Origin of the sequence: Cupriavidus necator A5-1, assembly GCF_000744095.1 — a bacterium.
In the GTDB taxonomy this organism is placed as follows: domain Bacteria; phylum Pseudomonadota; class Gammaproteobacteria; order Burkholderiales; family Burkholderiaceae; genus Cupriavidus; species Cupriavidus necator_A.
Genome location: NZ_JQLI01000001.1, coordinates 3,867,986 through 3,894,667 on the forward strand (window position 1 = coordinate 3,867,986; position 26,682 = coordinate 3,894,667).

Sequence of the window (26,682 nt, forward strand, 5' to 3'; positions counted from 1 at the left end):
TTTTGGACGGTCGCCGCCGCCTTTGCCCGACTTTGGCGGTCGAGCTCGAAAAATTCCGATGTTATTTGACCTGCGGATGCTATGACAGACGCCCGAGTCGCACTGTCAACAATTGTTCCGAAATTGAGACATTGTCCCTGCCGACGCGTTAGCGCCCCACCCACGGCTGGCTTGAGCCCCTGTACAGAGGGAGCATGTCCATGGGCGCACAGCGGCCTCGCGGCAACCACCAAGCACCGTGGGCACAAACGAATCAATGGTGAACCGACCAGGTCCCGTGCGCGACGTGTCGCGACACTGTCCGCAATGACAATTCCGAACAGCTAGGTTTGAAACGCCAACATGTTTTTCCCGTTCCTGTCTTATATGTATGGCCTCGCATACAGTCGGCGCGCTCATGTATGTTCATGCATAGGCGATGACAACACCGGCCCGTTTTGGCTTTATTTTCATAATGATATATCCGGAGCCACGGGCTTCCCCCGATTGCGGTAAGTTGCCGCCGTCGTAAGAATTTGTAAAAAAGATGGCCCCATCATGCACCGGACGGCAGCCATTATGCACGAGGTCACGGCATGGTGCCCGCTGGCGGTGCATCTGCCCAAGTTAAGCGCGTAAAAGAATCAGGGAATTCACTGAATCGAATGCGAAGTAGAAAACGCTAATATCTCCTATCGGAACCTCTCATCATGATTAGGCGGTTCGCCTGATTGACACATCGGGAAAATTCGGCAGAATGATTCCCACTGTGCAGTGTGTCGTTCCGTGACGTTTCGGCCATGCCGTTTTCGGTTGTCACGACAGCGACATATCGAGGTCATATGGATGCAGTGGCGCGTAACCAATTGAGACACGCTACATGCGTTGCACACGGTGTATAACGAGCGTTTTCGCTCATTTTGAAATTCAAGGTTGAGATAGATATGGAAACCGGTACCGTTAAGTGGTTCAACGACGCCAAGGGCTTCGGCTTCATCACGCCGGACGCAGGCGGCAATGACCTGTTCGCGCACTTCTCCGCAATCGAAGGCTCGGGCTTCAAGTCGTTGAAGGAAGGCCAGAAGGTGCGCTACGTCAAGGCCATGGGCCAGAAGGGCGAGCAGGCCACCAAGATCCAGGCCCTCTGATACCGGTTTGAGTACCGGGCCGGTCCCCAGGGACCGGCCGGAGCAGGCAAGGCCCCGCAGCTTCGGCGCGGGGCTTTTTCATTTGTCTTTGCCTTTTGTCCCGGGGCGCATGTCCCATTGCATGGCCCCGCGCTTCATTGGCCCCGCCACCGAGGAGTCCTGCGATGCCTGCCCACCGCCTGCCGCCACTGGCGCTGCTGGTCGCCGGCGCCCTGGCGCTGGCTGCCATGCCCGCGCCCGCCGCCGACGCCGGGGCCGGGGCCGATGCCCTGCTCAACCGCGGCAACGATCCCTTCCTGCAGGTGTCCGCGCGCATCCCGGCATGCCCCGAGCCGGCTGGCCCGCGCGTCACCGAGGCGCAATGGCGGCGCGAGGCGCACCACCGCATCGAACAGGGCAACCATTGCTGGACCGAGGGGCGCTGCCGCCTGTCCAACGCCTTCCAGTACGACCGCGAGATTGCCGACAGCCTGCGGCGCCGCCTCGATACGCTATCGGCCACGCTGCCGGGCTGGCACGACAGCTCGCTGTGGATCACCGTCAGCGGGCGCTGGCTGGTGGTGCAGGGCTGCGTCCGGCCGGGATTCTCCGTCGCGCCCTTCCTCGCCGCGCTGGGCGAGGTGGCCGACGTGGAGCGCGTGGTCGACCAGACCACCGCCACGCCGGCGCGGGGCGTGCCGTATGCGCGCTTTGCCGCGACGGCGGGCGGAACGCCGGATGCGCCCCGGCCTGCGCCTCAGAAAACGCCTGGGAACACGCCCCAGAAGGGGTCCTGACGGCCGAAATGTTACGGCGACGTTTCGGACGATGTTGCTATAATCGGCCGACCCACAACCACCCTCCCGCCAGTGGCCGCGCATGGCGCCATACGGTTCGCCGTAGCGCGTTCAGTACAGCTGCCAATACAGTTGGCAATACAGCCATCAGCGGGACGGTTTGCAGCGTGTCGAGGAGTTACGTGGCCGGTACTCAAATCGCAACGCCATACGCCCCTGCCGCCGCGGCAGCCATGCACGGCACCCATGCCGGAGCCGCGGCCTCGGCGGGCAGCTCCTTCCATGCCGCGCTGCGCATCCTGCCGGCAGCGCAGCGCCAGGCCATGTTCGAGATCTATGCGTTCTGCCGCGCCGTCGACGATATCGCCGACGGCGACGCGCCGCATGCCCAACGCCTGGCCGCGCTGGAGGCCTGGCGGGACGACATCGCCGCCTGCTACGCCGGCACCCCGCCGCCAGCCCTGCAGCCGCTGTGCGCGCAGATCCGCGCCTTCCACCTGCAGCAGCAGGACTTCCTCGCCGTGATCGATGGCATGACCATGGACGTCGTCGAGCAGGACATCCGCGCCCCCGATGCCGCCACCCTGGACCTGTATTGCGACCGCGTCGCCAGTGCCGTGGGCCGGCTTGCGGTGCGCGTGTTCGGGCTGGAAGAAACCTGCGGCATCGCGCTGGCACACCACCTGGGGCGCGCGCTGCAGCTGACCAATATCCTGCGCGATATCGACGAGGACGCCGCCATCGGCCGGCTCTACCTGCCGGCGCAGGCACTGGCCGCCGCCGGCATCCCCGTCGGGCTCGCGGCAGACGGGCCACAGGCGGTGGCGGCGCATCCCGCGCTCGGGCAGGCCTGCGCCTTGCTTGCGCATGAAGCGCAGGGGCACTACGACCAGGCCTACGCGATCATGGCGCGCTGCCCTGCCCGGCAGGTACGCTCGCCGCGGATCATGGCCGAGGTCTACCACCGCATCCTGGCGCGCCTGCGCACGCAGGGCTGGCGCGCACCGCGCCAGCGCGTGCGCCTGCCGCGCGCGCAACTGCTCTGGATCGTGCTGCGCCACGCCATTGGCTGAGCGCGGCCACCCGATGCATGCCGTGCACGGCGCCGCCGTGCGCCGGCACAAGGAGTCTGCATGTCGTTGAATGAGACCGCCTTCGCCACGGCCGCGCCGCGTGCGGAGCCAGCTGCCGATCCGGTGACAGCCGCGCCGCGCCACGCCGCGCCGGCGCTCAAACAGGGCATCGGCCGCGCCATCGACGCGCTGCTGCACCAGCAGCGTCCCGACGGCCACTGGGTCTACGAACTGGAGGCCGACGCCACCATCCCCGCCGAATACGTGCTGATGGTGCACTACCTCGGCGAGACCCCGGACCTGGCGCTCGAGGCCCGCATCGCGCGCTACCTGCGCCGCATCCAGAACGCCGACGGCGGCTGGCCGCTGTTCCATGAAGGCCGCTCTGACGTGAGCGCCAGCGTGAAGGCGTATTTCGCGCTGAAGATGGCCGGCGATGATCCGCAGGCCGCGCATATGCAGCGCGCGCGCCAGGCCATCCATGCGCTGGGCGGGGCCGAGGCCAGCAACGTCTTCACGCGTACGCTGCTGGCGCTGTACGGCGCGATGCCGTGGTCGGCGGTGCCGATGATGCCGGTGGAAATCATGCTGCTGCCGCAGTGGTTCCCGTTCCACCTGTCCAAGGTCTCGTACTGGGCGCGCACGGTGATCGTGCCCCTGCTGGTGCTCAACAGCCTGCGCCCGCTGGCGCGCAACCCGCGCGCGGTCGGCATCAACGAACTGTTCGTGGGCCCGTGCCACAACGTGCGGCTGCCGCGCCGCGCGGCGCACCAGCACGCCGGCTGGTACACGGTGTTCCGCGGCCTGGATGCGCTGATGCGCGTGGCCGAGCCGATCTTTCCGCGCCCGCTGCGCCGGCGCGCCATCGACGCCGCGCAGACCTTCGTGCGCGAGCGGCTCAACGGCGAGGACGGCCTGGGCGCGATCTTCCCGGCGATGGCCAACAGCGTGATGATGTTCGACGTGCTGGGCGTGCCGCCCGACGATCCCGCGCGCGCGGTGGCGCGGCGTTCGGTCGAGCGGCTGCTGGTCGAGCACGGCGACGAAGCCTACTGCCAGCCTTGCCTGTCACCGGTGTGGGACACCGCGCTGGCCGCGCACGCGCTGCTCGAAACCGGCGAGGCACGCGCGGCCGCGGCGGTCGGGCGTGGCCTCGACTGGCTCAAGCCGCTGCAGGTGCTGGACGTGCGCGGCGACTGGATGGTGCGCCGCCCGCTGGTACGCCCCGGCGGCTGGGCCTTCCAGTACGCCAACGACTATTACCCGGACGTGGACGACACCGCCGTGGTCGCGGCCGCGATGGACCGCTACATGCGCGCGCATGGCGCGCCGGGGCGCTACGACGAAGCGGTGGCGCGGGCCAGCGAGTGGATCGTCGGCATGCAGAGCGGCAACGGCGGCTGGGGTGCGTTCGAGCCGGAGAACACCCACCTCTACCTGAACAACATCCCCTTCGCCGACCACGGCGCGCTGCTCGACCCGCCCACCGCCGATGTGTCGGCGCGCTGCCTGTCGATGCTGTGCCAGACCGGCGCCACGCCCGACAAGAGCGAGCCCGCCGCACGCGCGCTGCACTACCTGCTGCGCGAACAGATGCCCGACGGCAGCTGGTTCGGCCGCTGGGGCACGAACTATATCTACGGCACCTGGAGCGCGCTGTGCGCGCTGAATGCCGCCGGCCTGCCGCCGGAGGCGCCGGAGATGCGCCGCGCGGTGGCGTGGCTTGTGCAGATCCAGAACGCGGACGGCGGCTGGGGCGAGGACGGCAGCAGCTACCGGCTCGACTACCGCGGCTATGAACCCGCGCCCAGCGTGGCCTCGCAGACCGCATGGGCGCTGCTGGCGCTGATGGCGGCCGGCGCCGCCCAGCACCCCGCGGTGGCGCGCGGCATCGACTACTTGCTGCGCACGCAGCAGCCCGGCGGGCTGTGGCATGAACCGCGCTTTACCGCGGTGGGCTTTCCGCGGGTGTTCTACCTGCGCTACCACGGTTATGCGCGCTACTTTCCGTTGTGGGCGCTGGCGCGCTACCGCAACCTGCAGCGCGGCGGCGCCGAGCACGAGTCGTGGGGCCTGTGACAGCGCCATTCGTGCTGGTCGTTACCGGCATGGAATTCGAGGCGCGCATCGCTGCCGGGCCGCATTGCCGCGTGGTGCACGGGTTGCGCGGCATTGCGCTGGAACAGGGCGTGTCGGCGCTGGCCAGCCGCGACTGCGCGGGCATCGTCAGCTTCGGCGTGGCCGGCGGGCTCGATCCGGCGCTGGCGCCGGGGGATATCGTGATTGCCGAGCGGGTCTGCGCCGATGGCGAGCGCTACGACGCTGATGTGTCATGGACGCGGGCGATGCATGCGGTGATGGCACATGCCAGGGTCGGCACGATCGCGGGGGCTGACCAGCCGGTGCTGACGGTTGCCGGCAAGCAGTTGCTGCGGCAGGCGTGCGGGGCGCTCTGCGTCGATATGGAATCGCATATCGCCGCGCGCATGGCGGCGGCATGCCAGCTGCCGTTCGCGGCTTGCCGCGTGGTGATCGATCCGGCCGGGCGGGCGGTGCCCGCGGCGGCCGCTGCCGGCATGGGCGAAGGTGGCAAGACCGATGTGGGGGCGGTGCTGGGCGGGCTGCTGCGGGCGCCATGGGAACTGCCGGGGCTGTTCAGGCTGGCCGGCGATGCGGCGGCGGCGCGCGGGGCGCTGCGGGCGGCGAGGTTGGCGCTGGGGGATGAATTCGGGTTGCGGGAAGTGCTGGCGCATTGAGACTGGCGCCGGCATTCAGCGCAAGCCATTGGGAATCGCCCGCCCGCTAACCAAACTTCCGCACCGCATCCAGCGCCAGCCCGCTGCCGATGCTCCCGAACCTGTCCCCTTCCACGCAACGCGCCTCCGGCAACAACGCCGCCAGCCGCTGCCGCAGCAACGGCACGCTGCTGGACCCGCCGGTAAAGAAGACGGTGTCGACCGCCGCCCCATCCACGCCAGCATCCGCCAGCATCTGCAGCACCGTCTTTTCGGTCTTCGCCACCAGCTTGTCGATCGACTCGTCGAACTCCTCGCGCGTGATCGCCAGCGTCAGCCCCTGCTCCAGCCGATGCAGGTCCACCTCGGTGCTGCCGGCATCCGACAGCGCGATCTTGGCCGCCTCCATCTGGATCGCCAGCCAGTGCCCGGCGCGCTCGCGGATCAGCCGGACCAGGCGGTCGAGCTTGATGGTATCGGCCGCGTCGCGGTAGTTGTCCATCACCAGCGACCACGCCTTGCGCGTATAGACCAGGTTGATGGTGTGCCAGCTGGCCAGGTCGAAATATTGGCTCGACGGCATGGCCTTGCCGTTGCGCAGCTGGCTGCCCAGCCCCAGCAGCGGCATCGCGCGCGCCAAGCTGAGCGCGCGGTCGAAGTCGGTGCCGCCGATATGCACGCCGCCGTTGGCCAGGATGTCTTCGCGCCGGTCGCTGCGGCGGGCGCGCTCGGGCGACAGCCGCACCAGCGAGAAGTCCGAGGTGCCGCCGCCGATATCGACCACCAGCACCAGCTCCTCGCGCGAAATCCCGGCCTCGTAGTCAAACGCCGCGGCGATCGGCTCGTACTGGAAGGCGATCTCGCGAAAGCCCGCATCGCGTGCGATCCCGGCCAGCGTATCTTCCGCCAGCTGGTCGGCGGCGGGATCCTCGTCGATAAAGAACACCGGCCGGCCCAGCACCGCGCGCGAGAACTCGGTGCCGGCGGCCTGCTCGGCACGGGTCTTCAGTTCGCCGATGAAATGCGCCAGCAGCTTGCGGAACGGCATCGCCTGGCCCATCACCTCGGTGCTGTCGTCCATCATCGAGGTGCCGAGCAGGCTCTTGAGCGAGCGCATCAGCCGCCCTTCATAGCCGGCCAGGTAGTCGCCCAGCGCGGCGCGGCCGTAGCTGACCAGCGGGTCTTCGGCGTGGAAGAAGATCACCGAGGGCAGCGTCGCCTTGCCGTCTTCCAGCGGCAGCAGCGCCGCCGGCCGGTCGGGGCGGCTCCAGCCCACCGTTGAGTTGGACGTGCCGAAGTCCAGGCCGCATGCGTTTGACATCATCGAATTCCGTTTTCCTGCAAGACACCGCTGAAAGTGGCCCGTGCGGCGCAAGGCCGGCGCGGGCGGGGGCGTCATTGTAGGGCAGTCGCGGGGGAAGCGCGATCAGCCGGCCAGATCAGGCGTCGGCTCGAGCAGGGGCGGGGCCAGCGCGCGCGCGGTCGCCGGGGCCGCCATCGACGACGCCAGCACATAGCGGTCGCGCCCGTGCTCCTTGGCGTGGTAGAGCGCGCGGTCCGCGTCGGTGAACAGCGTGCGCCACAGCCCTTCCTTGCTGCCGGGGCCGCCGCGCAGCTGCGCCACGCCGATGCTGACGCTGGCATGGCCCTGTCCGGCCGGCAGCGCGATCGCGCGCACCTTGCGCAGGATCCGGTTGGCCAGCGCCGAGGCCTGTTGCTCGTCGGTATGCGGGCACAGGATGCAGAACTCCTCGCCGCCGTAGCGCCCGGCCACGTCTGAGGCGCGGCGCGAGTTGTCGAGCGCGTGCGCCACCTCGCGCAGCACCGCGTCGCCGGCATGGTGGCCGAAGGTGTCGTTGACCTGCTTGAAGTAGTCGATGTCGATAACCAGGCAGGCCAGCGGTGCGCCGTCACGCTGCCAGCGCGCCACCAGCCCGAGTGCCGACATCTCCAGCGCGCCGCGGTTGAGCAACCCGGTCAGCGCATCAACGCGCGCGCCGCTTTCGTTGTGCGCGACGATCTGCTCCATCGCCATCACGGTAAAGCCGAACAGGCCCAGCAGCGTGGCGATCAGCGGCGCCAGCACCCAGCCCGAGCCGGCCGGGTTGGCGAAGAACAGCGTCACGGAGGCGGCGCCCAGCGCAGGCAGGCTCATGGCATGGCTGAAGCCGGCCAGCTGCACCAGGCTCGCCACCAGCACCAGCGGCGCGCCGATGCTGCGACGCCCGCGCCCGGCACGCGCCAGCGTGGCGAAGGTCGCCAGCGACACCAGCGCCAGCACGCCGTAGACGACGCGCAGCGCGATCTGCGGCCCGTCGGGCAGGCCGGTGGTGCCCACCATCAGCCCCATCACGATCACGCCCGCGCCCGCCAGCGCGGCGGGGTGTGCCAGCACGCCGTAGTACACCCGCACGCCGCGGTAGATCACCAGCCAGCCGGCGACGAACGCTGCCGCGCCGACCGTGCCCAGATGGCCCGAGCCGCCGGCGGCGCCGGCCGCGCTGAGCGCCAGCGCCAGCCCCGCGGCAGACACCAGCACATGCCCGAAGGCCCACAGCCGCCCCGCCTCGCTCGCGCGCAGCGCGAACACCAGCCCCGCCGCAATGACCAGCGTGCTGCAGAAAAACACCATCATGACGACCGCAATGGTCTGCTGGTCCAGATGCACGGGGATTCCTCAAGGAGGCCGTCCGCCCTGCCGTCAATATCGATCGGCGGGCATCGGGTCACAGGGGCTGTCGTAAAGCGCGGGTTGCGCGCGACAACGCGCATGATAGCCCGCGGGCATAGCCCGGTGGCACCCCCGACAAGCCGGGTCGGGTATACGCCTCATGGCTTGCCGTGCTCTGTGAAAGCCGTGGAGGACGCCGCCCCATATCGCATATGTCACATGCATCACATCACCGCGAGTCGTTTCGTCGCAGCGCGCCTCACAGGCGATCTGCACGTAGATTGCACGTTGGCGTTTTTCTGCAACACCTTGGCGGGCTGCGATGCGGCAGCAAGCGCCTTCGCCTTCCCACGCTGGAACCGATGCGCCACATTGCGCGCGCGTATTCGCCACTCTGCCGCGTGTTGGCCGAACTGGCGCGGAATTAGAGGGTAAGTACCCCGCTTTTGGTTAAGCAGCCACTGCACGGCGTGGATAGAATCATGCGTTGCCTATCATCGCAATGTTTTGAAGCCGTGCTATCCCAACCTGGTATGACCGTTCCCCTTCTCTCGCTTGGCGCCATCCTGGATGACTTGCGCAGCGCTCCGCGCCCGCTGACTTCCGCCGAGTATGCGTACCTTGCCCACCTGCGGCAACGTATCGTCACGGGCGACGCCGACCTGTGGACCACGCTCGAGACCGCGGGCGTGCCCTGCAGCGAGCGCCGCCTGTCACCCGAGGTGGTGCAGGCGCTGACGGCCATCGGACAGCTGCCGATGCACTGACCGCATCGGCGCCCGGCAACGGCGCGCCTGAATGCGGACAATTCACCAGACCAACTCAGAAACAGACCGCTACAAGACACCTGGTGTCACCGCTACGATCGCTTCACTTCGATCCGCCGGGTGACGTTCCAGCGTGGCCAGCGCGCATGCGCATGGTGCCGCCGCCCGCCCGGCAACGGCAAAGGCATGGCTTTCCATCTCAACAACAGGCGCGTCAGCTTCCTGTCGTTGCGCGCATTCATCGCACTGATGCAGCACCGTGACACCACCCGCGCCGCGCGCGCGCTGGGCATCCAATCACAAAGGCTCCTTTACCAGATCCGTAGCCTGGAGGCCGCGCTCGGCACGCCGCTGTTCCGCGTGGGCAGCCCGGCCTGGCTGCCCACGCCCATCGGCGTGAACGCGCTGCCCAAGGTGATCGCCATGCTCGCCATCTGGGAGCAGCTGGAACCGGGGACATGCGCCCGCCAGCACGACACCGGGGCGGCGCCGGCGGTGGACGACAGCGGGCGCGACGGCCTGGCGTTCTGGGTGCGCCAGTCGACCATGTAGCGGCTCAGGCCAGCCGTTCGCAGCTGTACGCTTCAGTCCGGTAGGGAAAGGCAATCTCCGCGCGGCCGGCCAGCGCCGCATGGTCGTCGATGACCGCCTGCAGCCGTGCCCGCACCCGTGCCTGTTCTGCCGCCGGCAGCGAGGCGATGAAGCTGACCGACATCACCCGGTCCACGATGACCTGCCGCGGCGGGCCTGCATGGGCATAGGGCAGGCTCGCCAACGCCAGCGGCCCGAAGCCCGCGGCAGGAAAGACGCGCTTCCAGTCGCCCTTGTAGAAGCGCGGCGCGTCCCCCTCATACGGCGTCATGATCGCCGTCAGCTGCGCGACCCAGTCCACGCTTTCATCGCGCACGTTCCACACCAGCCCGAGCCGGCCGCCGGGGCGCAGCACGCGGCGGATCTCGGCCATCGCGCCGGCATTGGCAAACCAGTGGAAGGCCTGCGCGCAGGCCACGGCATCGACGCTGGCGTCGGGCAGCGGGATCGATTCGGCGCCGCCTTCCAGCGCCTGCACTGCAGGCAGCGCGCTGGCAAGTTGTGCGCGCATCTGCGCGACCGGTTCCACCGCGATCACGGTGGCGCCGGTCCCGGCCAGCCGGCGCGTGAACTTGCCAGTGCCCGCGCCCAGGTCGAGCACGGTGCGGCCGGCGCGCAGGCCGAGCATGTCGCGCAGCCAGGTATCGATTTCAGCGGGATAGTCGGGGCGTCCCCGCGCGTAGGTATCGGCCTGGCTGGCGAATCCCTGTGCGGCGGCTTGGTGGATGGCGGTCATGCGGGGCTCCGGTTGCGTACCGGTGCGGTAGCCTACTCCGCATGACCGCGCGGGGCAAGGCTACTGCTGCATGCCCCAGCGGCGCACCGTCAGCCGTTCGAGCGTGCTGAACACCAGCCCCTCGACCAGCAGCCCGATCAGGATCACCGCGGCCAGGCCGGCGAAGACGCGGTCGGTATAGAGCTCGTTGCGGTTCTGGAAGATAAACCAGCCCAGCCCGCCCTGCCCCGACGACGCGCCGAACACCAGCTCGGCCGCGATCAGCGTGCGCCAGGCGAAGGCCCAGCCGATCTTGAGCCCGGACAGGATCGCCGGCAATGCCGCCGGCACCAGCACCAACGCGACATAGCGCAGCCCGCGCAGGCCGTAGTTGCGCCCGGCCATGCGCAGCGTCTGCGGCACCCCCCGGAAGCCCGCGTACATGTTCAGCGCCAGCGGCCACAGCACCGAATGGACCAGCACGAACACCAGGCTCCTGGTGCCGAGCCCGAACCACAGCAGCGCCAGCGGCAGCAGCGCGATCGCGGGCAGCGGGTTGAACATGGCGGTGAGCGTGTCCAGCACATCGCGGCCGAAGCGCGTGGACACCGCCAGCGAAGTCAGCGCGAACGCCAGCACGATGCCCAGCGCATAGCCGCGCAGCAGCACGGAGATCGACAGCGCCGCCTTGCCGGGCAGCTCGCCACTGGCCACCGCGTCGGCAAAGGCGCGCAGCGTGGCCAGGCACGAAGGCAGCAGCAGGTCGTTGTCCTGCACGCGCGCCACCACTTCCCACACCAGCGCGAGCGCCAGCAGGATCACCGCCTTGCGCAGCCAGCCATGCTGCCACAGCTGTTGGTGCCATGGCAGCGCGCGTGCCAGCGGCGCTTCGGTAAAGGGTTCGGGCTCGCGTTCGTATTCGGGGCGAAGCACGTCGGCGAGCGCCACGGTCGGTTGCGTCATGATGCGATTCCTTCAGGGTAATCGGCCAAATTCAGCGGCCCGCGACGCTGCGTGCGCGCTGTGGCTGCGCCTCGGCGGCGGGGGCGCCGAACAGCAAGGTGTGGATGCGTTGCGCGGCGGCCTGGAACTCGGCGCCGCCCTGGCTGGCCAGGGTGAACTGCTGGCTGTTGAGCTCGGCGCGCACGCGGCCCGGATGCGGCGACAACAGCAGTATGCGGCTGCCCACCACCAGCGCCTCTTGGATCGAATGCGTGACGAACAGCAGCGTAAAGCCCGCGTCGTCCCACAGCGCCAGCAGCTCTTCCTGCATGCGCCGGCGCGTCAGTGCGTCGAGCGCGGCGAAGGGCTCGTCCATCAGCAGCACCTTGGGGCGCATCGCCAGCGCGCGCGCAATCGCCACGCGCTGCTTCATGCCGCCCGACAGCGTGTGCGGATAGGCATCGGCAAAGTCGGCCAGCCTCACCTTCTCCAGGCTGTCCATGGCACGCTCGCGCGCCTCGGCCCGCGACAGCCCGCGCGCCTGCCGCAGCGGGAACATCACGTTCTGCACCACGGTCTTCCACGGCGGCAGCTGGTCGAACTCCTGGAACACCACGATGCGGTCCGGGCCGGGCTGCTGCACCCCCCTGCCTTCCAGACGGATCTCGCCTTCGCAGGGTGGCACGAAGCCCGCCACCGCTTTAAGCAGCGTGGACTTGCCGCAGCCGGACGGGCCCAGCAGCACGAAGCGGTCGCCCGCCTGCACGTCGAAGCTGACGCGATGGGTGGCGCGCACGATGCGGTCGGGGGTGCGGTACTCCAGCGACACCCCATCGACCTGCAGCAGCGGGGCGGCGCGGTCGGACACCACGCGCAGGTTGTGCATCGCCATGATCAGCTCCCCTGCGCGGTGACGGGGTCCTGGAAGAAGTAGTCCTGCCAGGACTTGGGCTGGTTGCGGATCGCGCCCACGCGGTGCATGAACGCGGCCAGCGCAAAGGTGTTCTGCGGCGCCACGCGGAACTGCACCTGCGGGTTCTTCAGCACGCGCAGCAGCAGTGCGCGGTCGGTCTTCGCCTTGCTCTGGCGCAGGTAGATGTCCGCCGCCGCTTCAGGATTGGCGGTGGTAAAGGCCGCGGCTTCGGCCAGCGCATCGACGAAGGCGCGATAGGTCTTGGGGTTGTCGTTGCGGAACTTCTCGGTCGCGTACAGCACAGTGGATGAGCTGGGGCCACCCAGCACGTCATATGAATTCAGCACGATGCGCGCGTTCGGGTTGCCGGCCAGCTCCTGCTCCTGGAACGGCGGGTTGCCGAAGTGGCCGGTGATCTCGGTGCCGCCGGCGATGATCGCGGCCGCCGCATCGGGATGCGGTACCGCGACGGTCCACTTGTCGAGGCGGTTGTATTCCTTGTCGCCCCATTGCTTCGCGGCGGCGAGCTGCAGCACGCGCGACTGCACCGACACACCCACTGCCGGCAGCGCGATGCGGTCCTTCTCGGTGAAGTCGGCAATCGACTTGACCTTGGGGTTGTTGCTGACCAGGTAGTACGGGAAGTTGCCCAGCGATGCCACGCCACGCACGTTCTGCTTGCCGTGGGTACGGTCCCACAGCGTCAGCAGCGGGCCGACGCCGGCGCCGGCGATATCGATGGCGCCCGACAGCAGCGCGTCATTGACCGCGGCGCCGCCGGACAGCTGCGTCCATTCGACCTTGATGTCGACGCCCTGCTGCTTGCCGTGCTTTTCGATCAGCTGCTGGTCGCGTGCCACGTTGAGCAGCAGGTAGACCACGCCGAACTGCTCGGCGATGCGCAGCTTGCCTTCGGCATGTGCCGCGCCGGAAGCAGCCAGCCCTGCGCTCAGTACGAGCAGGCCGATCTTGCGGGAAAAACGAGAGAACATTGTCAAAACTCCGGGGAATACGTTGGACCGGCGCTCGCCGATGCAGGCGCCTTGTGGATGGCTTGCATGACTTGCGATAGCGTTGCCGCTTCAGCGCGGCACGTCACCTTCGATGGTGGTGCGGTACATCACGCGCCGCAGCCCGGGCGGACAACCCGCAGCCAGGTGCAGCAGTGAACGGTTGTCCCAGAACACCAGGTCGTGCGCTTGCCACTGGTGGCGATAGATATGCGCAGGCCTAGTGCTGTGCGCGAACAACTGGTCGAGCAGATCGCGGCTTTCATCCTCGGGCAGGCCGACGATGCGGGTGGTGAAGTGCTCGCTGACGAAGATCGCCTTGCGGCCCGTTTCCGGATGGGTGCGGACCACCGGTTGCAGCACCGGCTTGACCTGCGCGATCTGTTCGGGTGTCAGGTTCGGCCGCCACGGGCTGCGCTGCTGCAGCTCCGCATAACGCGCCAGGTAGGTGTGCTCAGCCCGCAGGCCGTCCACCGCATTCTGCAGCGCTGGTGGCAGCGTGTCCCATGCGAGGTGCATGTTGGCGAACAACGTATCGCCGCCTTTGGCGGGCAGTTCGCGCGCATGCAGCAGCGAACCGAGGCTCGGTTTCTCTTTGTACGACAGGTCCGAATGCCAGAAGTGGCCGGCATCGCCCAGCCCGATCGGCTTGCCGTTCTCGACCACGTTGGACACCACCAGCACTTCCGGGTGGCCGGGCAACTGGAACTGGTGCAGCACGTGGATCTGCAGCGGCCCGAAGCGGCGGCTGAAGGCGATCTGCTGCGCGGGCGTGATCTGCTGGTCGCGGAACACCACCACGTGATAGTCCAGGTGCGCGCGATGGATACGGGCGAAGTCCGCATTGGACAGCGATTGCGACAGGTCCAGCCCGATCACCTCGGCGCCCAGCGGGGCATCGAGCGGGCGGATTTCGAAAGTCTCGGCGAAGGTCGTGGAAAGCGGTGCGCTCTGGTGGCGCGAAACAATGGCGTTGGCAGTTGCGGTCGTCATGGCAAGCTCTGGCATACGGGGGAGGCCGGTGCGGCATTCCTTGACAACTGTCCCGGATTGCCGCGTACAAGCTTGCACTGTAGGGAGGGGGCCATTGCAGGGTCAACGAATCAAATCGCTGGCCCTTATCCGCTTATCGCATATCCATGTCTCGACATTGCCCCAGGTGCGCTCACGGCTTGCCCTTGCAGCCGCTGCGGCACGGCACGTTGGCCGTGTCCGGGCGCGCATCAGCGACGAAGCCGTCGCGGTTCGGCATCTTCACCAGCGGCAGCGTGCGCGCGTCCAGCACCGTGTCGGCAGGCACGATGCCGTTCTTGTGCAGCAGCCAGGCGGTGACCGCGTAGACCTCGTCCGGCGCCAGGCTCTGCGGCGCGTTATAGGGCATGGCGCGGTTGATGAAGTCGAACACCGTCGTCGCATGGGGCCAGAAGCTGCCAATGGTCTTCACCGGATCGCTGCCCTTGAGCGTGCCCTGCCCGCCCACCAGCGCATCGGCGGGCTTGCCTTCGCCATTGGCGCCGTGACAGGCGGCACAGTGCTGCGCATAGACCTGCTGGCCCCGCGCGACCGAGCCGCTGCCGGGCGGCAGGCCGGTGCCGTCCGGCGTCACGTCGATATTCCACGGCGCCAGGTCGCGCTCGCTGGCCGCGCGGCCCAGGCCATAGGTCTGTGCCACGGCCGGCATTGCAGCGGCCAGGCATGTCAGCGCGAGCATGCCTGCACCGAATCTCTTAAGCGCGCGCATTGGCAATGCTCCCGTCCGCGGCCACGCGCCAGCGCTGGATCGCGTTGTAGTGATAGGTCGAGGCGACGCCGCGCGCCGCCACCAGCTGGTCGGGCGTGGGTTGCACATTGCCCGCTTCGTCGATGGCGCGACTTTCCATCGACGCCGGCCCGCCGTCCCAGCGCCATGGCAGCCGGAAGCGCACCAAGGCGCGGTCCAGCACCGGCTCCTGCAACTGCGCCTCGCGCCAGCTGCGACCGCCGTCGACCGACACGTCGACACGACGTATCCGTCCGTGCCCCGACCACGCCAGCCCCGAGATTTCGTAGAAGCCGCGCTCGCGCAGCTTGTGGTCCGGTGCCGGGAAGGTGATGACGGACTTCACGTCCATCAGGAAGGTGAACTGCCGCGCGCTGCCATCGGGCAGGGAGTCGGTGTACTTGGCAGTCTCTTCGCGCGACATGAACGGTTCGCGTCCGAGCTTCAGACGCCGCAGCCATTTAATGCTCATGTTGCCCTCATAGCCGGGCAAGAACAGCCGCAGCGGATAGCCATGCTCGGGCCGCAGCATTTCGCCGTTTTGCGCATAGACCAGCAACGCATCTTCCATCGCCTTGGCCAGCGGCACGCTGCGCGACATGGCCGCGCCGTCGGCGCCTTCAGCCAGCACCCACGCCGCATCGGGCGCGACGCCGGCCTCGTCCAGCACGACCGACAACGGCACCCCGGTCCACTCGCAACACGACAGCAGGCCATGGCTGATCTGCACGGACTTCGCGCCCGGCGCTTTCCATTCACGTCCGGTGTTGCCCGAGCATTCCAGGAAGTGGATGCGCGAGACCGCGGGCAGACGCACGAGATCGCACATCGTGAAGATGCGCGGACGCGCTACCAGCCCATGTATCGCGAGCCGGTGCTGCATCGGGTCGATCTGCGGAATGCCCGCGTGGTGGCGCTCGAATACCAGCCCGGTCGGCGTGATGATGCCGTGCAGGTCCTGCAGCGGCGTCATCGATGAGTTGGCACCCGGCAGCGGCGCTGCGCTGCGGCTGCGGCGGACCACGTCTTTCTCGAACGGAGATGGCTGGCCATACGGATGCCACAGCACGGGCTCGCCCGGCATGCGCGTCCACGGCGGTACGGTCAGCGGTTCGGCACGCGCCACGGTGGCGGCGCCGGCCGCGGCGGCGCCCAGTACCGCACCACGCTGCAGGAAGCGCCGGCGGTTGGAAGGAAGGTCCTTGCTCATCGTCGAGGGCGGTGTGACCCGGAGGGAATCAAAATGCGCAGACTGTAGGTCAGCCCGTGCCCGCGTCCAACGAAGAAGATCGCATGCTGTTATGCCGGTGCTGCATCGTGCGCCATATGCGTAAAGCCGATAACCAATGCCGCAATCATTCGTTCAGGTACGGCTGCAGCGCCGCTTATCGTGGAGCCGTCCTCCACTCCGACAAGGCCTGCACGATGAAGCCCCGGCGCCCCGCTGCCCCTGCCCCGCACACGCTGAACCGCCGCGACATGCTGCGCTGCGTGGCCTGGTCCGGGCTCGGCCTGGCCGCGTCGCTGTCGCCGCTGTCGGTGTTCAGCGCCGGTGCCTCGGCCCGCCCTGACGTGATCCGCATCGGCGTGGCGCAGCCGGCCACCGGTACGCCGCCGAGCTTCGCCGGCAGCTCGCTGGCGATCACCCATGCGCGCGGCTGGCTGGAGGAATCGTTCAAGCCCAGCGGTACGCGCGTCGAGTGGTTCTTCTTCAAGGGCGCAGGTCCGGCCGTCAACGAGGCGCTGGCCAACCGCCAGCTCGACTTCGCGTTGCAGGGCGACCTGCCTTCCATCGTGGCGCGTGCCGCGGGCCTGAAGACGTGGCTGGTGCTGGCCACCGGCGTGCGCGCCAATATCTACGTGGGCGTGCCGCCCGACTCGCCGCTGAAGACGGTTGCGGACCTGCGCGGCAAGCGCGCGTCGCTGTTCAAAGGCACCAACATGCATCTGCCCGCGCTGCGCCTGCTTGAAGCCAACGGGCTGGCCGACAAGGATCTGCGCCTGCTGAACCTGGATACGGCCGGCTACCTCGCGGCATTGTCCACGCGCGATATCGACGCAGCCATCGGCGCGATGGACATCCTGCGCCTGCGCGACAAGGGCGCGGTGCGCATCCTGTATTCGAGCAAGAACCAGTCGCCGATCTACACGCGGCAAAGCCATGTGCTGGTGACCGATGACTTCGCCACGCGCTATCCGGAAGCCACGCAGCAGCTGGTCAAGGCCGCGGTCGAGGCCGCGCGCTGGGCCTCCGACGAAAGCCATCGCGAAGACGTGCTGCGCACCTGGGCGCGCGCCGGCACGCCCTACGACCACTGGAAGGAAGACTTCGACGGCGAGCCGCTGCGCGTGCGCCTGAACCCGAACTTCGATCCCTTCCTGGTCAGCCGCTACAAGGATGCGGCAGAGCAGGCCTATCGCTTCCGGCTGAGCCGTGCGCGCTTCGACGTCGACCAGTGGATCGACCAGCGCTTCCTGAAGGCTGCGCTCAGCGAGCTGAGCCTGCAAAGCTACTGGCCGATCTACCAGCCCAACGGCAAGATTCTCGGAGCCTGACACCATGTCCGCCGCCGACTCGCTCTCACTCCCCGCCGCCGCAGCACCGCGCACGGCGTCTCCCCGCAAGACACCAGGCTGGCAACACGCCACCCGCTGGCTGCTGGCCTGGCCGGTACCCCTCACGCTGCTGCTGGTCTGGTACGTCGCGGCCCGCAACGCGTGGATCCCGCCGCAGGTGCTCCCCGCGCCCGAAGACGTGGCCCGCACGCTGGCCGACCTGTGGCAAAGCGGCGAGCTGCAGGCCAACCTCGCGATCAGCGCGCTGCGCGTGGCCGGCGGTTTTGCCGTCGGCCTGGCCGGCGGGCTGGCGCTGGGCGCGGCGATGGGACTGTCGCCGACCCTGCGCGACTACGTCTACCCGACCTTCAAGGTCTTCAGCCAGGTACCGGTGCTGGGCTGGCTGCCGCTGCTGATGCTGCTGGTCGGCATCGATGAAGCGCTCAAGGTGATCCTGATCGCCAAGGCCGCCTTCGTTCCCATTGCGCTGAACACGTACAAGGGCATCGGCAGCGTTCCCGTGCGCTACCTCGAAGTGGCGCGCGTGCTGCGGCTCACGCGCTGGCAAACGCTGTCGCGCGTGGTGCTGCCCGCGGCGGCCGCGCCAGTGTGGAACGGCGTGCGCTACGGGCTCACGCATGCGTGGCTGGCGCTGGTGGTGGTGGAACTGCTGGCCTCGTCCGAGGGGCTGGGCTACATGATCGTCTACGGCCGTCAGCTGTTCCAGCTCGATATGGTGATCGCCGCGGTGGTGGTGGTGGGCGTGGTCGGCTTTACGCTCGACAAGGCGCTCGCGCTGGCCGAAGGCGCGGTGTTGCGCTGGCGCAAGCCGGGCTTCTGAGGCGAGGCAGCGATGACGACATCCGCAAACTCCGTGCGCCGACTCTCTGTGCCCCGCGCCTTGCGCGGCTGGATCCTGCCCCTCGCGCTGCTCGCGTTGTGGTGGGCCGCCGTGCGCTTCAACTGGACCAGCTCGCCGCTGCTGGTGCCGGTCTCCAGCGTCTGGGACACCGCCGTGCGCCAGGTGCAGAGCGGCGCGCTGTTGGTATCGCTGTCCGCCAGCCTGTGGCGCGACTTGGCCGGCTTTGCCATCGGCGCCACCATGGGGCTGGTGTTCGGCGCGGCGCTGGGGCTGTCGCGGCTGTTCGAACGGCTGGTGGGCCCGAGCTTCCATACCGTCAAGCAGATCTCGCTGTTCGCATGGATTCCGCTGATCTCGGTCTGGTTCGGGCTGGGCGATGCCGCCAAGGTGGTGTTCCTGTCGCTGGCGGCATTCTTCCCGGTGGTGCTCAACACCTTCGAAGGCATGCGCGCGGTGCCCACCGACCTGCTGGAAGTGGCGCGCGTGCTGCGCTTCACCCGAGCACAAATGCTGTGGCGCGTGGTGCTGCCATCGGCGGCGCCGTCGATCTTCGCCGGCATCCACCTGGGGCTGATCTATGCATGGCTGGCGACGCTGGGCGCGGAGTACCTACTGGTCTCGGGCAAGGGCATCGGCAACACCATGGTCGACGGGCGCGAGAACTTCTGGATGGACCTGGTGATCTTCGGCGTGATCGTGGTCGGCCTGGTCGGCTTCACGCTGAACTGGATCGCGAGCCGTATCGAACGACGGTTGCTGGCCTGGCGCGGACGCTCGGTGGCGGCCGGCTGACCTAACCTGACCGACGGAGAACCCCATGCCACATGCCGGCACGCTCAGCATCGCGCACCTGCACAAGCAATACGAAGTCAAGGGCCGGGCCCTGCCCGTGCTCGAGGACATCACGCTGACCATCGCTCCCGGCGAGTTCGTCAGCATCGTCGGCGCTAGCGGCTGCGGCAAGTCGACCTTGCTGCGGCTGGTGGTGGGGCTGGAGGAAGACTACCGCGGCGAGATCCTGCTCGACGGCAAGCGCGTGGCCGGCACCAGCCTGCAGCGCGGCATCGTGTTCCAGGAGCACCGGCTGTTCCCATGGCTGACAGTCGAGCAGAACATCCGGCTGGCGCTGCTCAACCTGCCGGGCAGCACCGCCGAAAAGGAGCGCAGCGTCGCCGAGCATATCGCGCTGGTCGGCCTGCGCGGCTTCGAGCAGGCGTATCCGCACCAGCTCTCCGGCGGCATGTCGCAGCGCGTGGCGATTGCACGCGCGCTGGTGACGCGCCCGGAGATCCTGCTGCTCGACGAGCCCTTCGGCGCGCTCGATGCGATGACCCGCGCCTACCTGCAGCAGGAGCTGCACCGCATCTGGCAGGCCGAAGGCATCACCATGATTTTGGTCACGCACGACGTGGAGGAAGCCGTCTTCCTCGGTGACCGCGTGGTCGTGATGGAGCCGCGCCCCGGCCGCATCCGCCGCGTCGTGCCGGTCGACCTGGCGCATCCGCGCGAGCGCGCGGGGCTGCCCTTCGCGGGCGTGCGCGATGCCGTGCTGCGCGAGTTCGCCGGGCAGGTGCCGACGGCGCAGCCCGAGCTCGCACCCGCCTGACCCAACCCTCTTCCCTCCCCGGAGCCTCGTGATGACCCAAGCCAATATCCCGCAAGTCCAGCCGGCCCAGCTCGACATCCACCCGGTCGCCGGCCGCATCGGCGCCGAAGTGCGCGGCGTCGCGCTGCACGGCGACCTGCACCCCGCCACCTTCGCGGCGATCCGCGCCGCGCTGCTCAGGCACAAGGTGCTGTTCTTCCGCTACCAGGTGCACCTGGACGACGCGGCGCAGCAGCGCTTTGCCAGCCTGTTCGGCGACACCGTACCGCACCCGACCGTGCCGTCGCGCGACGGTACGCAGCTGCTCGAACTCGATTCCGAGCACGGCGGGCGCGCCAACTCCTGGCATACGGACGTGACCTTCGACCTGGCCTATCCGGCCGTGTCGGTGCTGCGCGCGGTGACCATCCCCGCCGCCGGCGGCGACACGGTGTGGGCCAACACCGCGGCGGCCTACCAGGACCTGCCCGAGCCGCTGCGCGAACTCGCGGACAAGCTGTGGGCGCTGCATACCAACGACTACGACTACGCCGCCAGCCACGTCAATGCCAACAGCGCCAGCCTCAAGCGCTACCGTGAACTGTTCACCTCGGCGCTCTACGAGACCGAGCACCCGGTGGTGCGCGTGCATCCCGAAACCGGCGAACGCACGCTGGTGCTGGGGCATTTCGTCAGGAAGCTGCTGGGCTACTCCGCGACGGATTCCGCGCACCTGGTCTCGGTACTGCAAGGCCATGTGCACCGGCTCGAGAACACCGTGCGCTGGCGCTGGCGCTCCGGCGACGTTACCATCTGGGACAACCGCGCCACCCAGCACTACGCCATCAACGACTACGGCAATGCGCACCGCGTGGTGCGCCGTGCGACGGTTGCCGGTGACGTGCCGGTCAGCGTGGACGGCCGCCGCAGCGTGGCGGTCAAGGCGGGCGTGCGCCGCGACGGCACCGCGCCGGCCAACCAGTCCGCCGACGCCGCGCAGCAGCGCGCCGCCTGACCCGGCCAGCCACGGAGGGCGATCCATGTCACAGCACAAGCCGCCGCGCCAGCTGCATCTCGGCGCCTTCGTCCAGGCCACCGGGCATCACGTAGCCGGCTGGCGCCATCCCGGCGCGCAGGCCGACGCGGGCCGGAACCTGGCGCACTACGTGGCGCTGGCGCAGCGCGCCGAGGCCGCGGGCTTCGACGCACTGTTCCTCGCCGACGGCGTCGCGATCCGCGGCATGGACGAGGCCACGCTGCCGCGCATGGCGCGCGCCGCCACCTTCGAGCCGCTGACGTTGCTGTCGGCGTTGGCGGCGGTGACGCATCGCATCGGCCTGGTGGCGACCGTCTCCACCACCTACAACGAGCCCTATCACGTGGCGCGCAAGTTCGCCTCGCTCGACCACCTCAGCGGCGGCCGCGCGGGCTGGAACGTGGTGACGTCATGGTCCGACGCCGAGGCGCGCAATTTCAGCCTGGAGCGCCATCCCCCGCACGCGGACCGCTATGCGCGCGCCGAAGAATTCGTCGATGTGGTCACCGGGCTATGGGACACCTGGGAGGACGACGCCTTTCTCTACGACAAGGACAGCGGCCTGCATTTCGATGCGGACAAGCTGCACGCGCTCGGCCATCGCGGCGCGCACTTCCAGGTGCGCGGACCGCTCAACGTCGCACGCCCGCCGCAGGGCCATCCCGTGATCGTGCAGGCGGGTTCGTCCGAGGCCGGCCAGGAACTGGCCGCGCGCACCGCCGAAGTCATCTTTACCGCGCAGCAGTCGCTGGCCGAGGCGCAGGCCTTCTACCGCGGCCTGAAGGGCCGGCTGGCGCGCTACGGGCGCTCGCCGCACCAGCTCAAGATCTTTCCGGGCGTGTTCCCGGTGGTCGGACGCAGCGAGACCGAGGCGCAGGAGAAATTCGAAGCGCTGCAAAGCCTGATCCATCCGAGCGTGGGACTGGCGCTGCTGTCGCAGCATCTGGGCGGGATCGACCTGAGCGGTTATCCGCTGGACGGCCCGCTGCCTGCCAACCTGGTGGAACCCAACGGTGCCAAGAGCCGCTTCCAGCTGGTCACCGGACTGGCGCGGCGCGAAGGGCTGACCATCCGCCAGCTATGCCTGCGCGTGGCCACCGCGCGCGGCCACTGGTCGATCCACGGCACGCCAAAGTCCATCGCCGATCAGCTGCAGGCGTGGTTCGAAGGCGAAGCGGCCGATGGCTTCAACGTGATGCCGCCATGGCTGCCGGGCGGGCTCGATGACTTTATCGAGCTGGTGGTGCCGGAGCTGCAACGGCGCGGCCTGTTCCGTGAGCGCTATACGGGCGCCACGCTGCGCGAACACCTTGGCCTGCGCCGCCCGGAAAACCTGCGCTGGCGCCAGCCGGTGGCGGTCGGGGCCTGATAGCATGGGCAGGCGAGTCAGCGCGAACCGCTTGTTTGCTCCCCTCTCCCGCCTGCGGGAGAGGGGCCGGGGGAGAGGGCAGGAGGCTCAAAGGCTGAGGGCGGTGGGTTAAAACCGTTGGCCCCGCTTGAAGTGGTTCCTTGCTAGCCCACCCCTCTCCCCAACCCTCTCCCCTGAGGCCCCTGAGGGGAGAGGGGGGAACACCTTGCTTAGGCTAGTTCGGGCGGCTTTGGAGCACCCAAAACCATTGGCTTCGTTCAGTGTGTTTCCTCGTTGGCACCCTCCCGCTTCCCCCGCGCCTCCAGCAAGAAATACCCCACCGTCCCCACCGCCAGCGGCATCAGGTAATACAACGCCCGGTACGCAATCAGCGCCGCCACCAACAGCGCATGCGGCACCTGGTCCCCCAGCATCGCAAAGAACACCGTCTCGATCACGCCAAGCCCGCCCGGCACGCGGACCACTACGCCCGCGAGGCCTGATGCCAGCAGCACCCCGAGCACCGTGAAGTAGTCGGCATGCGTATGCAGCAGCGCATGCATGATCCCGGCCACGGCCATCCAGTTGCCGGCCGACACCAGGATCTGCAGCGCGGCAAAGCCGACCGACGGCACATAGATGTCATGGTCGCGCACGGTGCGATGCCGGCCGTGCCATACCGCACAGGCGGCCAGGTAGCCCGCGGGCGCGGCCAGCATCAGCGCACCCAGCAGGCGCGTCGCCACTGGCGGAATGCCCCACTCCGGCGGCAGCACCACCAGCTGCCCGGCCAGTATGGTCCCCGCCAGCAGCGCATAGCCCAGCCAGTTGCTGGTCACCGCCACCGCGAACACGCTCCAGACCTGCGGCGCGCTCAGACCCGCGCGCGAATACAGGCGATAGCGCACGCCCGCGCCCCCGAGCGTCGCCCCAAGGTTCAGGCTGAGCGTGTAGCTGACATAGGCGATCGCCATCGTGCGCCGCACAGGCAACGGATGCCCGGCATAATGCACGCCGAGCACGTCGAACTGGCTGTACAGCAGCCCGGTCAGCACAACGCAGCCGAAGGCCGGCAGCAGCGTACGGCGATCGAAGCCGCGCAGCGCGGTGATCACCGCATCCCAGTCGATAGTGCCGAGCTTGCGCGCGATCAGCGCCACCACCGCGGCAATGAACAGGATGCCGATGGCGCGCCGCCACATCGGCCAGCGTGCATGCTGCCGGATTGCGGAGATGGTTTGCGCGACCACTATTCGGCCTCCCCTTCCAGCACGATCACGCGGCCACGGCGGCGCGGATCGCCCGCGCGCGGTGCCACCAGCCGCGGCGTATGCGCGGGCAGCCAGCCGGCCCATGCCGGGAAGCGGCGCAGGAAGTGGAACATCAGCGTGGATCCGGCTGCGTCGAGCAGGGTGCGGTCGTGCTTGCGCGCCGGGACTTCCCGGCAGCGCTCGGCGATCAGGGCCTGCAGCCGTGCGCGCAGCATGCGCGAAAAGCCGGGCTCGCGGATTACCAGGTTGGCCTCCAGGTTCAGCGACAGGCTGAGCGGGTCGAGATTGCTCGAGCCCACGGTGGCCCAGGCGTCGTCGACCACGGCCACCTTGCCGTGGAAGGGACGCTCCACGTATTCCAGGATCTGCACGCCGGCGTCCTGCAGGTGGCTGTACAGCAGGCCGCCCGCGCGCGCCACCCACGGCATGTCGGGCTTGCCCTGCAGCAGCAGGCGCACCTGCACGCCGCGCTCCGCGGCTTCGCACAGGGCGTGCAGCAGCCGGTAGCCCGGCAGGAAGTAGGCATTGGCGATCACCACCTCGCGCCGCGCGGCGCGGATTGCGTCGAGGTAGGCGAGCTCGATATCGTTGCGGTGGTGGTGGTTATCGCGCGTGACCAGGCGTACCGTGGTCGGCGCGCCCGGGGCAGCGCGGTTGTGTACGCGCGGCGGCGGGCCGGGGCAGGCTTCGGGCATCGCGCGCAGCAGGAAGTCCTGCACCTGCCGGGCCGCGGGGCCGCGGATCTCCACCGCATAGTCCTGCTTGGCCCGCGGCCCGTAGTCATACAGGTGCTGGGCCGAGAAGTTGATGCCGCCGACGAAGGCCACCTCGCCGTCGATGGCGACCAGCTTGCGGTGCATGCGCCGGAAGATATGCGTACGCACGCCGAACAACCGCCGCCGCGGCGAGAAAGTGCAGAAATGCACGCCCGCCTTGACCAGCTCGGCGACGAAGCCGGGCGGCAGGTCGTGCGAGCCGAAGCCGTCCACCGTGACCGCGACGGGCACGCCGCGGCGTGCGGCATCGAGCAGCGCCGCTTGCAATTTCTTTCCTACCTCGTCGTCGAAGAGGATAAAAGTTTCCAATAGCACGCTTTCATGCGCGTGCGAAATCGCGTCGAATACGCGCGGAAAGTACTCTTCGCCGTTCTCTAGCAGGCGAATGCTGGCGAAGGCGGACGGCAGCAGTGTCATGGCCGGAGTGGATCCGCAAATACCGTGCCAGCGCCGGCGTGACGCCGGGGGCTCCCCCGGCAAGCGCGGCTATTGACGCCACCGGCCGTGGCGCCAGCGCGCCAGCAATGCCGCCAGCAGCACCCCGGCCAGCAGTCCGGCCACTGCCGCCGCCACCACCGCCATTGACGGCGCATCGGCCTGCCGTGCTCCTGCCAGCGGGCCCAGCGCCTGCCAGTCCGCGTGCGTGATCTGCGTCATCGCGGCGGCGCTGTCGAGGCCGTAGACGCAGATCTCGCCGCCGGGCAGCTGGCAGAAGCGCTCGCGCGGGCAGGTCTTCAGGATCTGCTGGGGCGCGCCCTCGCCACAGCGGGCGCCGGCGCTGCGCAAGACCTGGATCGTGACTTCCGGATGCCGGGTGAGTTGCTCGGGCATGTCGGCCTCGCATCGGGGTGGCGATGAGATCCAGCGTAGTGCAACGGTACCGCGCGCGGCAGGGCGCCCGGCCGGCGCCCGCAGGCGCTTGTGCGTAGCACGACAATCGCCGCCGCCAACCCGCGGCAAATGCCCTACACTCGACTACACACCCGGGCAAGCCCACAAGGCACGCCCGGGACCACAACACGACACGCGCATCGAGAGACCTGCCATGTCCACGGTTGCGAGCTTCGAGATCGGCTACACCCGTTATCTCGCCCCGCCAGGCGACACCTCTTCCCCCACTTCCCCTCCCCCACCCCTTGCCCGCGATCCTGACGCGCTGGTGACGCTGTACCAGGCGATGGTGCTGACGCGCCAGTTCGACCTGAAGGCGGTCGCGCTGCAGCGCACCGGCAAGATCGGCACCTTTGCCTCGGCGCTTGGCCAGGAAGCCATCGGCGTGGGCGTGGCCTATGCGATGCGGCCAGAGGACGTGCTGGTGCCGTCGTACCGCGACCACGCCGCGCAGTTTGTGCGGGGCGTCACAATGACGGAGAGCCTGCTGTATTGGGGCGGCGATGAGCGCGGCAGCGGCTTTGCGGCGGCGCCGCATGACTTTGCCAACTGCGTGCCGATCGGCACCCAGGTATGCCACGCGGCCGGCGCCGCGTACGCGTTCCAGCTACGCGGCGAACCGCGCGTGGCGGTCTGCCTGCTGGGCGACGGCGGCACCTCCAAGGGTGACTTCTATGAAGGCATGAACATGGCCGGCGCGTGGCACGCGCCGCTGGTGATCGTGGTGAACAACAACCAGTGGGCGATCTCGATGCCGCGCAGCAAGCAGACCGCGGCGCAGACGCTGGCGCAGAAGGCCATCGCGGCGGGCATCCCGGGCGAGCAGATCGACGGCAACGACATCGTCGCGGTGCGCCACCGCGTCGGCGAGGCGATCGAACGCGCCCGCGCAGGCGGCGGGCCCGCACTGATCGAGGCCATCACCTACCGGCTCGGCGACCACACCACGGCCGACGATGCCTCGCGCTACCGCGACGAGGCCACCGTCAAGGCGCACTGGGAGGAAGAACCGCTGCTGCGGTTGCGCACCCACCTGCTGGCGCTGCACGCGTGGGACGCCGCACGCGAAGAGGCGCTGGTCAAGGCGTGCTCGCTGAAGGTCGCGCAGGCGGTGGAAGCCTACCTGGCGCTGCCGCCGCCGGACCCTGCCGCGATGTTCGACTGCCTGTACGCCGCCATGCCGGCCGAACTGCAGGCGCAGCTGGAGACGGCACGGCGCTTCGCGGCGCCGCACGGATAGCGAGGCACTGCAGCGTACGGCCCGAACGATCCTCACCC

26 protein-coding genes are annotated in these 26,682 nt (G+C 68.7%); 14 read left to right on the forward strand and 12 right to left on the reverse strand.

Going from position 1 to position 26,682, the window contains the following annotated elements; genetic code table 11:
- Positions 1 to 923 precede the first annotated feature (923 nt).
- The 5 genes from K307_RS17155 (at position 924) to K307_RS17175 (ending at position 5,732) form a co-directional block, all read left to right on the forward strand.
- Positions 924 to 1,127: a cold-shock protein gene (locus tag K307_RS17155; RefSeq protein WP_022539497.1), complete on the forward strand. Its 204-nt coding sequence runs from the start codon at positions 924 to 926 to the stop codon at positions 1,125 to 1,127.
- A gap of 164 nt (positions 1,128 to 1,291) precedes the next feature.
- Positions 1,292 to 1,903, forward strand: a complete 612-nt coding sequence (locus tag K307_RS17160) for a BON domain-containing protein (protein WP_419187124.1) — start codon at positions 1,292 to 1,294, stop codon at positions 1,901 to 1,903.
- Positions 1,904 to 2,085: 182 nt separating this feature from the next.
- Positions 2,086 to 2,976, forward strand: coding sequence for a presqualene diphosphate synthase HpnD (gene hpnD, locus K307_RS17165; protein WP_042879882.1), 891 nt, complete (start codon positions 2,086 to 2,088; stop codon positions 2,974 to 2,976).
- 60 nt (positions 2,977 to 3,036) lie between these two features.
- Positions 3,037 to 5,055, forward strand: coding sequence for a squalene--hopene cyclase (gene shc, locus K307_RS17170; RefSeq protein WP_042879884.1), 2,019 nt, complete (start codon positions 3,037 to 3,039; stop codon positions 5,053 to 5,055).
- Positions 5,052 to 5,732, forward strand: a complete 681-nt coding sequence (locus K307_RS17175) for a phosphorylase (RefSeq protein WP_042879886.1) — start codon at positions 5,052 to 5,054, stop codon at positions 5,730 to 5,732. Before shc ends, K307_RS17175 begins: the two co-directional genes overlap by 4 nt.
- A 46-nt stretch (positions 5,733 to 5,778) precedes the next feature.
- Here K307_RS17175 and K307_RS17180 read toward each other — a convergent pair whose 3' ends face one another.
- Positions 5,779 to 7,035, reverse strand: coding sequence for an Hsp70 family protein (locus tag K307_RS17180; RefSeq protein WP_042879888.1), 1,257 nt, complete (start codon positions 7,033 to 7,035; stop codon positions 5,779 to 5,781).
- 102 nt (positions 7,036 to 7,137) lie between these two features.
- Positions 7,138 to 8,379: a sensor domain-containing diguanylate cyclase gene (locus tag K307_RS17185; RefSeq protein ID WP_042879890.1), complete on the reverse strand. Its 1,242-nt coding sequence runs from the start codon at positions 8,377 to 8,379 to the stop codon at positions 7,138 to 7,140.
- Positions 8,380 to 8,915: 536 nt separating this feature from the next.
- Here K307_RS17185 and K307_RS17190 point away from each other — a divergent pair.
- Together K307_RS17190 and K307_RS17195 are read left to right on the forward strand one after the other, a co-directional pair.
- Positions 8,916 to 9,149 (forward strand): hypothetical protein, encoded by a 234-nt coding sequence (locus tag K307_RS17190; RefSeq protein ID WP_022539504.1) that lies wholly within the window; start codon positions 8,916 to 8,918, stop codon positions 9,147 to 9,149.
- A 186-nt stretch (positions 9,150 to 9,335) separates the two neighbouring features.
- A complete protein-coding gene (locus K307_RS17195; protein WP_042879891.1) occupies positions 9,336 to 9,701 on the forward strand; it encodes a helix-turn-helix domain-containing protein in 366 nt (121 codons plus the stop codon).
- Between the two features lie 4 nt (positions 9,702 to 9,705).
- On the opposite strand, the gene K307_RS17200 is transcribed toward K307_RS17195, so the two are convergent.
- From K307_RS17200 to soxC, 7 genes are all read right to left on the reverse strand, one after another.
- Positions 9,706 to 10,476, reverse strand: coding sequence for a class I SAM-dependent methyltransferase (locus tag K307_RS17200; RefSeq protein ID WP_042879893.1), 771 nt, complete (start codon positions 10,474 to 10,476; stop codon positions 9,706 to 9,708).
- 60 nt (positions 10,477 to 10,536) lie between these two features.
- Positions 10,537 to 11,418: an ABC transporter permease gene (locus tag K307_RS17205; protein WP_063771681.1), complete on the reverse strand. Its 882-nt coding sequence runs from the start codon at positions 11,416 to 11,418 to the stop codon at positions 10,537 to 10,539.
- Positions 11,419 to 11,449: 31 nt separating this feature from the next.
- Positions 11,450 to 12,289: an ABC transporter ATP-binding protein gene (locus K307_RS17210; protein WP_042879895.1), complete on the reverse strand. Its 840-nt coding sequence runs from the start codon at positions 12,287 to 12,289 to the stop codon at positions 11,450 to 11,452.
- Between the two features lie 2 nt (positions 12,290 to 12,291).
- Positions 12,292 to 13,302: an ABC transporter substrate-binding protein gene (locus K307_RS17215; protein ID WP_042879897.1), complete on the reverse strand. Its 1,011-nt coding sequence runs from the start codon at positions 13,300 to 13,302 to the stop codon at positions 12,292 to 12,294.
- Between the two features lie 90 nt (positions 13,303 to 13,392).
- Positions 13,393 to 14,313: a TauD/TfdA dioxygenase family protein gene (locus K307_RS17220; RefSeq protein WP_042882197.1), complete on the reverse strand. Its 921-nt coding sequence runs from the start codon at positions 14,311 to 14,313 to the stop codon at positions 13,393 to 13,395.
- Between the two features lie 172 nt (positions 14,314 to 14,485).
- Positions 14,486 to 15,061 (reverse strand): c-type cytochrome, encoded by a 576-nt coding sequence (locus K307_RS17225; protein WP_042879900.1) that lies wholly within the window; start codon positions 15,059 to 15,061, stop codon positions 14,486 to 14,488.
- On the reverse strand, positions 15,048 to 16,289 hold the full coding sequence (gene soxC, locus K307_RS17230) for a sulfite dehydrogenase (protein WP_042879903.1): 1,242 nt from the start codon (positions 16,287 to 16,289) through the stop codon (positions 15,048 to 15,050). Before soxC ends, K307_RS17225 begins: the two co-directional genes overlap by 14 nt.
- A 215-nt stretch (positions 16,290 to 16,504) precedes the next feature.
- Between soxC and K307_RS17235 the strand changes: the two genes are divergently transcribed.
- The 6 genes from K307_RS17235 to K307_RS17260 are packed head-to-tail and all read left to right on the forward strand — an operon-like array spanning position 16,505 to position 22,487.
- Positions 16,505 to 17,635, forward strand: a complete 1,131-nt coding sequence (locus K307_RS17235) for an ABC transporter substrate-binding protein (protein WP_051974940.1) — start codon at positions 16,505 to 16,507, stop codon at positions 17,633 to 17,635.
- Positions 17,636 to 17,639: 4 nt separating this feature from the next.
- Positions 17,640 to 18,476 (forward strand): ABC transporter permease, encoded by an 837-nt coding sequence (locus K307_RS17240; RefSeq protein ID WP_042879905.1) that lies wholly within the window; start codon positions 17,640 to 17,642, stop codon positions 18,474 to 18,476.
- Positions 18,477 to 18,488: 12 nt separating this feature from the next.
- Positions 18,489 to 19,289 carry an ABC transporter permease gene (locus K307_RS17245; protein WP_042879907.1) on the forward strand — a complete coding sequence of 267 codons (801 nt, stop codon included), beginning with the start codon at positions 18,489 to 18,491 and terminating at the stop codon, positions 19,287 to 19,289.
- Positions 19,290 to 19,314: 25 nt separating this feature from the next.
- Positions 19,315 to 20,103, forward strand: coding sequence for an ABC transporter ATP-binding protein (locus K307_RS17250; RefSeq protein ID WP_042879908.1), 789 nt, complete (start codon positions 19,315 to 19,317; stop codon positions 20,101 to 20,103).
- 31 nt (positions 20,104 to 20,134) lie between these two features.
- Positions 20,135 to 21,097, forward strand: a complete 963-nt coding sequence (locus K307_RS17255) for a TauD/TfdA dioxygenase family protein (RefSeq protein WP_042879909.1) — start codon at positions 20,135 to 20,137, stop codon at positions 21,095 to 21,097.
- A 25-nt stretch (positions 21,098 to 21,122) separates the two neighbouring features.
- Complete coding sequence (locus K307_RS17260; RefSeq protein ID WP_042879911.1) at positions 21,123 to 22,487, forward strand: LLM class flavin-dependent oxidoreductase; 1,365 nt, start codon at positions 21,123 to 21,125, stop codon at positions 22,485 to 22,487.
- 257 nt (positions 22,488 to 22,744) lie between these two features.
- Here the strand turns inward: K307_RS17260 and K307_RS17265 are convergent, their stop codons facing one another.
- The 3 genes from K307_RS17265 to K307_RS17275 all read right to left on the reverse strand — a co-directional run bounded on the left by K307_RS17265 (position 22,745) and on the right by K307_RS17275 (position 25,344).
- Positions 22,745 to 23,716 (reverse strand): lysylphosphatidylglycerol synthase domain-containing protein, encoded by a 972-nt coding sequence (locus K307_RS17265; RefSeq protein ID WP_419187125.1) that lies wholly within the window; start codon positions 23,714 to 23,716, stop codon positions 22,745 to 22,747.
- On the reverse strand, positions 23,716 to 24,930 hold the full coding sequence (gene clsB / locus K307_RS17270; RefSeq protein ID WP_042879912.1) for a cardiolipin synthase ClsB: 1,215 nt from the start codon (positions 24,928 to 24,930) through the stop codon (positions 23,716 to 23,718). The genes K307_RS17265 and clsB overlap by 1 nt, the downstream gene beginning before the upstream one ends.
- A gap of 69 nt (positions 24,931 to 24,999) precedes the next feature.
- On the reverse strand, positions 25,000 to 25,344 hold the full coding sequence (locus K307_RS17275; RefSeq protein ID WP_042879913.1) for a hypothetical protein: 345 nt from the start codon (positions 25,342 to 25,344) through the stop codon (positions 25,000 to 25,002).
- A gap of 214 nt (positions 25,345 to 25,558) precedes the next feature.
- Here K307_RS17275 and pdhA point away from each other — a divergent pair, with 214 nt between their 5' ends.
- Positions 25,559 to 26,644 (forward strand): pyruvate dehydrogenase (acetyl-transferring) E1 component subunit alpha, encoded by a 1,086-nt coding sequence (gene pdhA / locus K307_RS17280; RefSeq protein ID WP_042879915.1) that lies wholly within the window; start codon positions 25,559 to 25,561, stop codon positions 26,642 to 26,644.
- Positions 26,645 to 26,682: the final 38 nt, after the last annotated feature.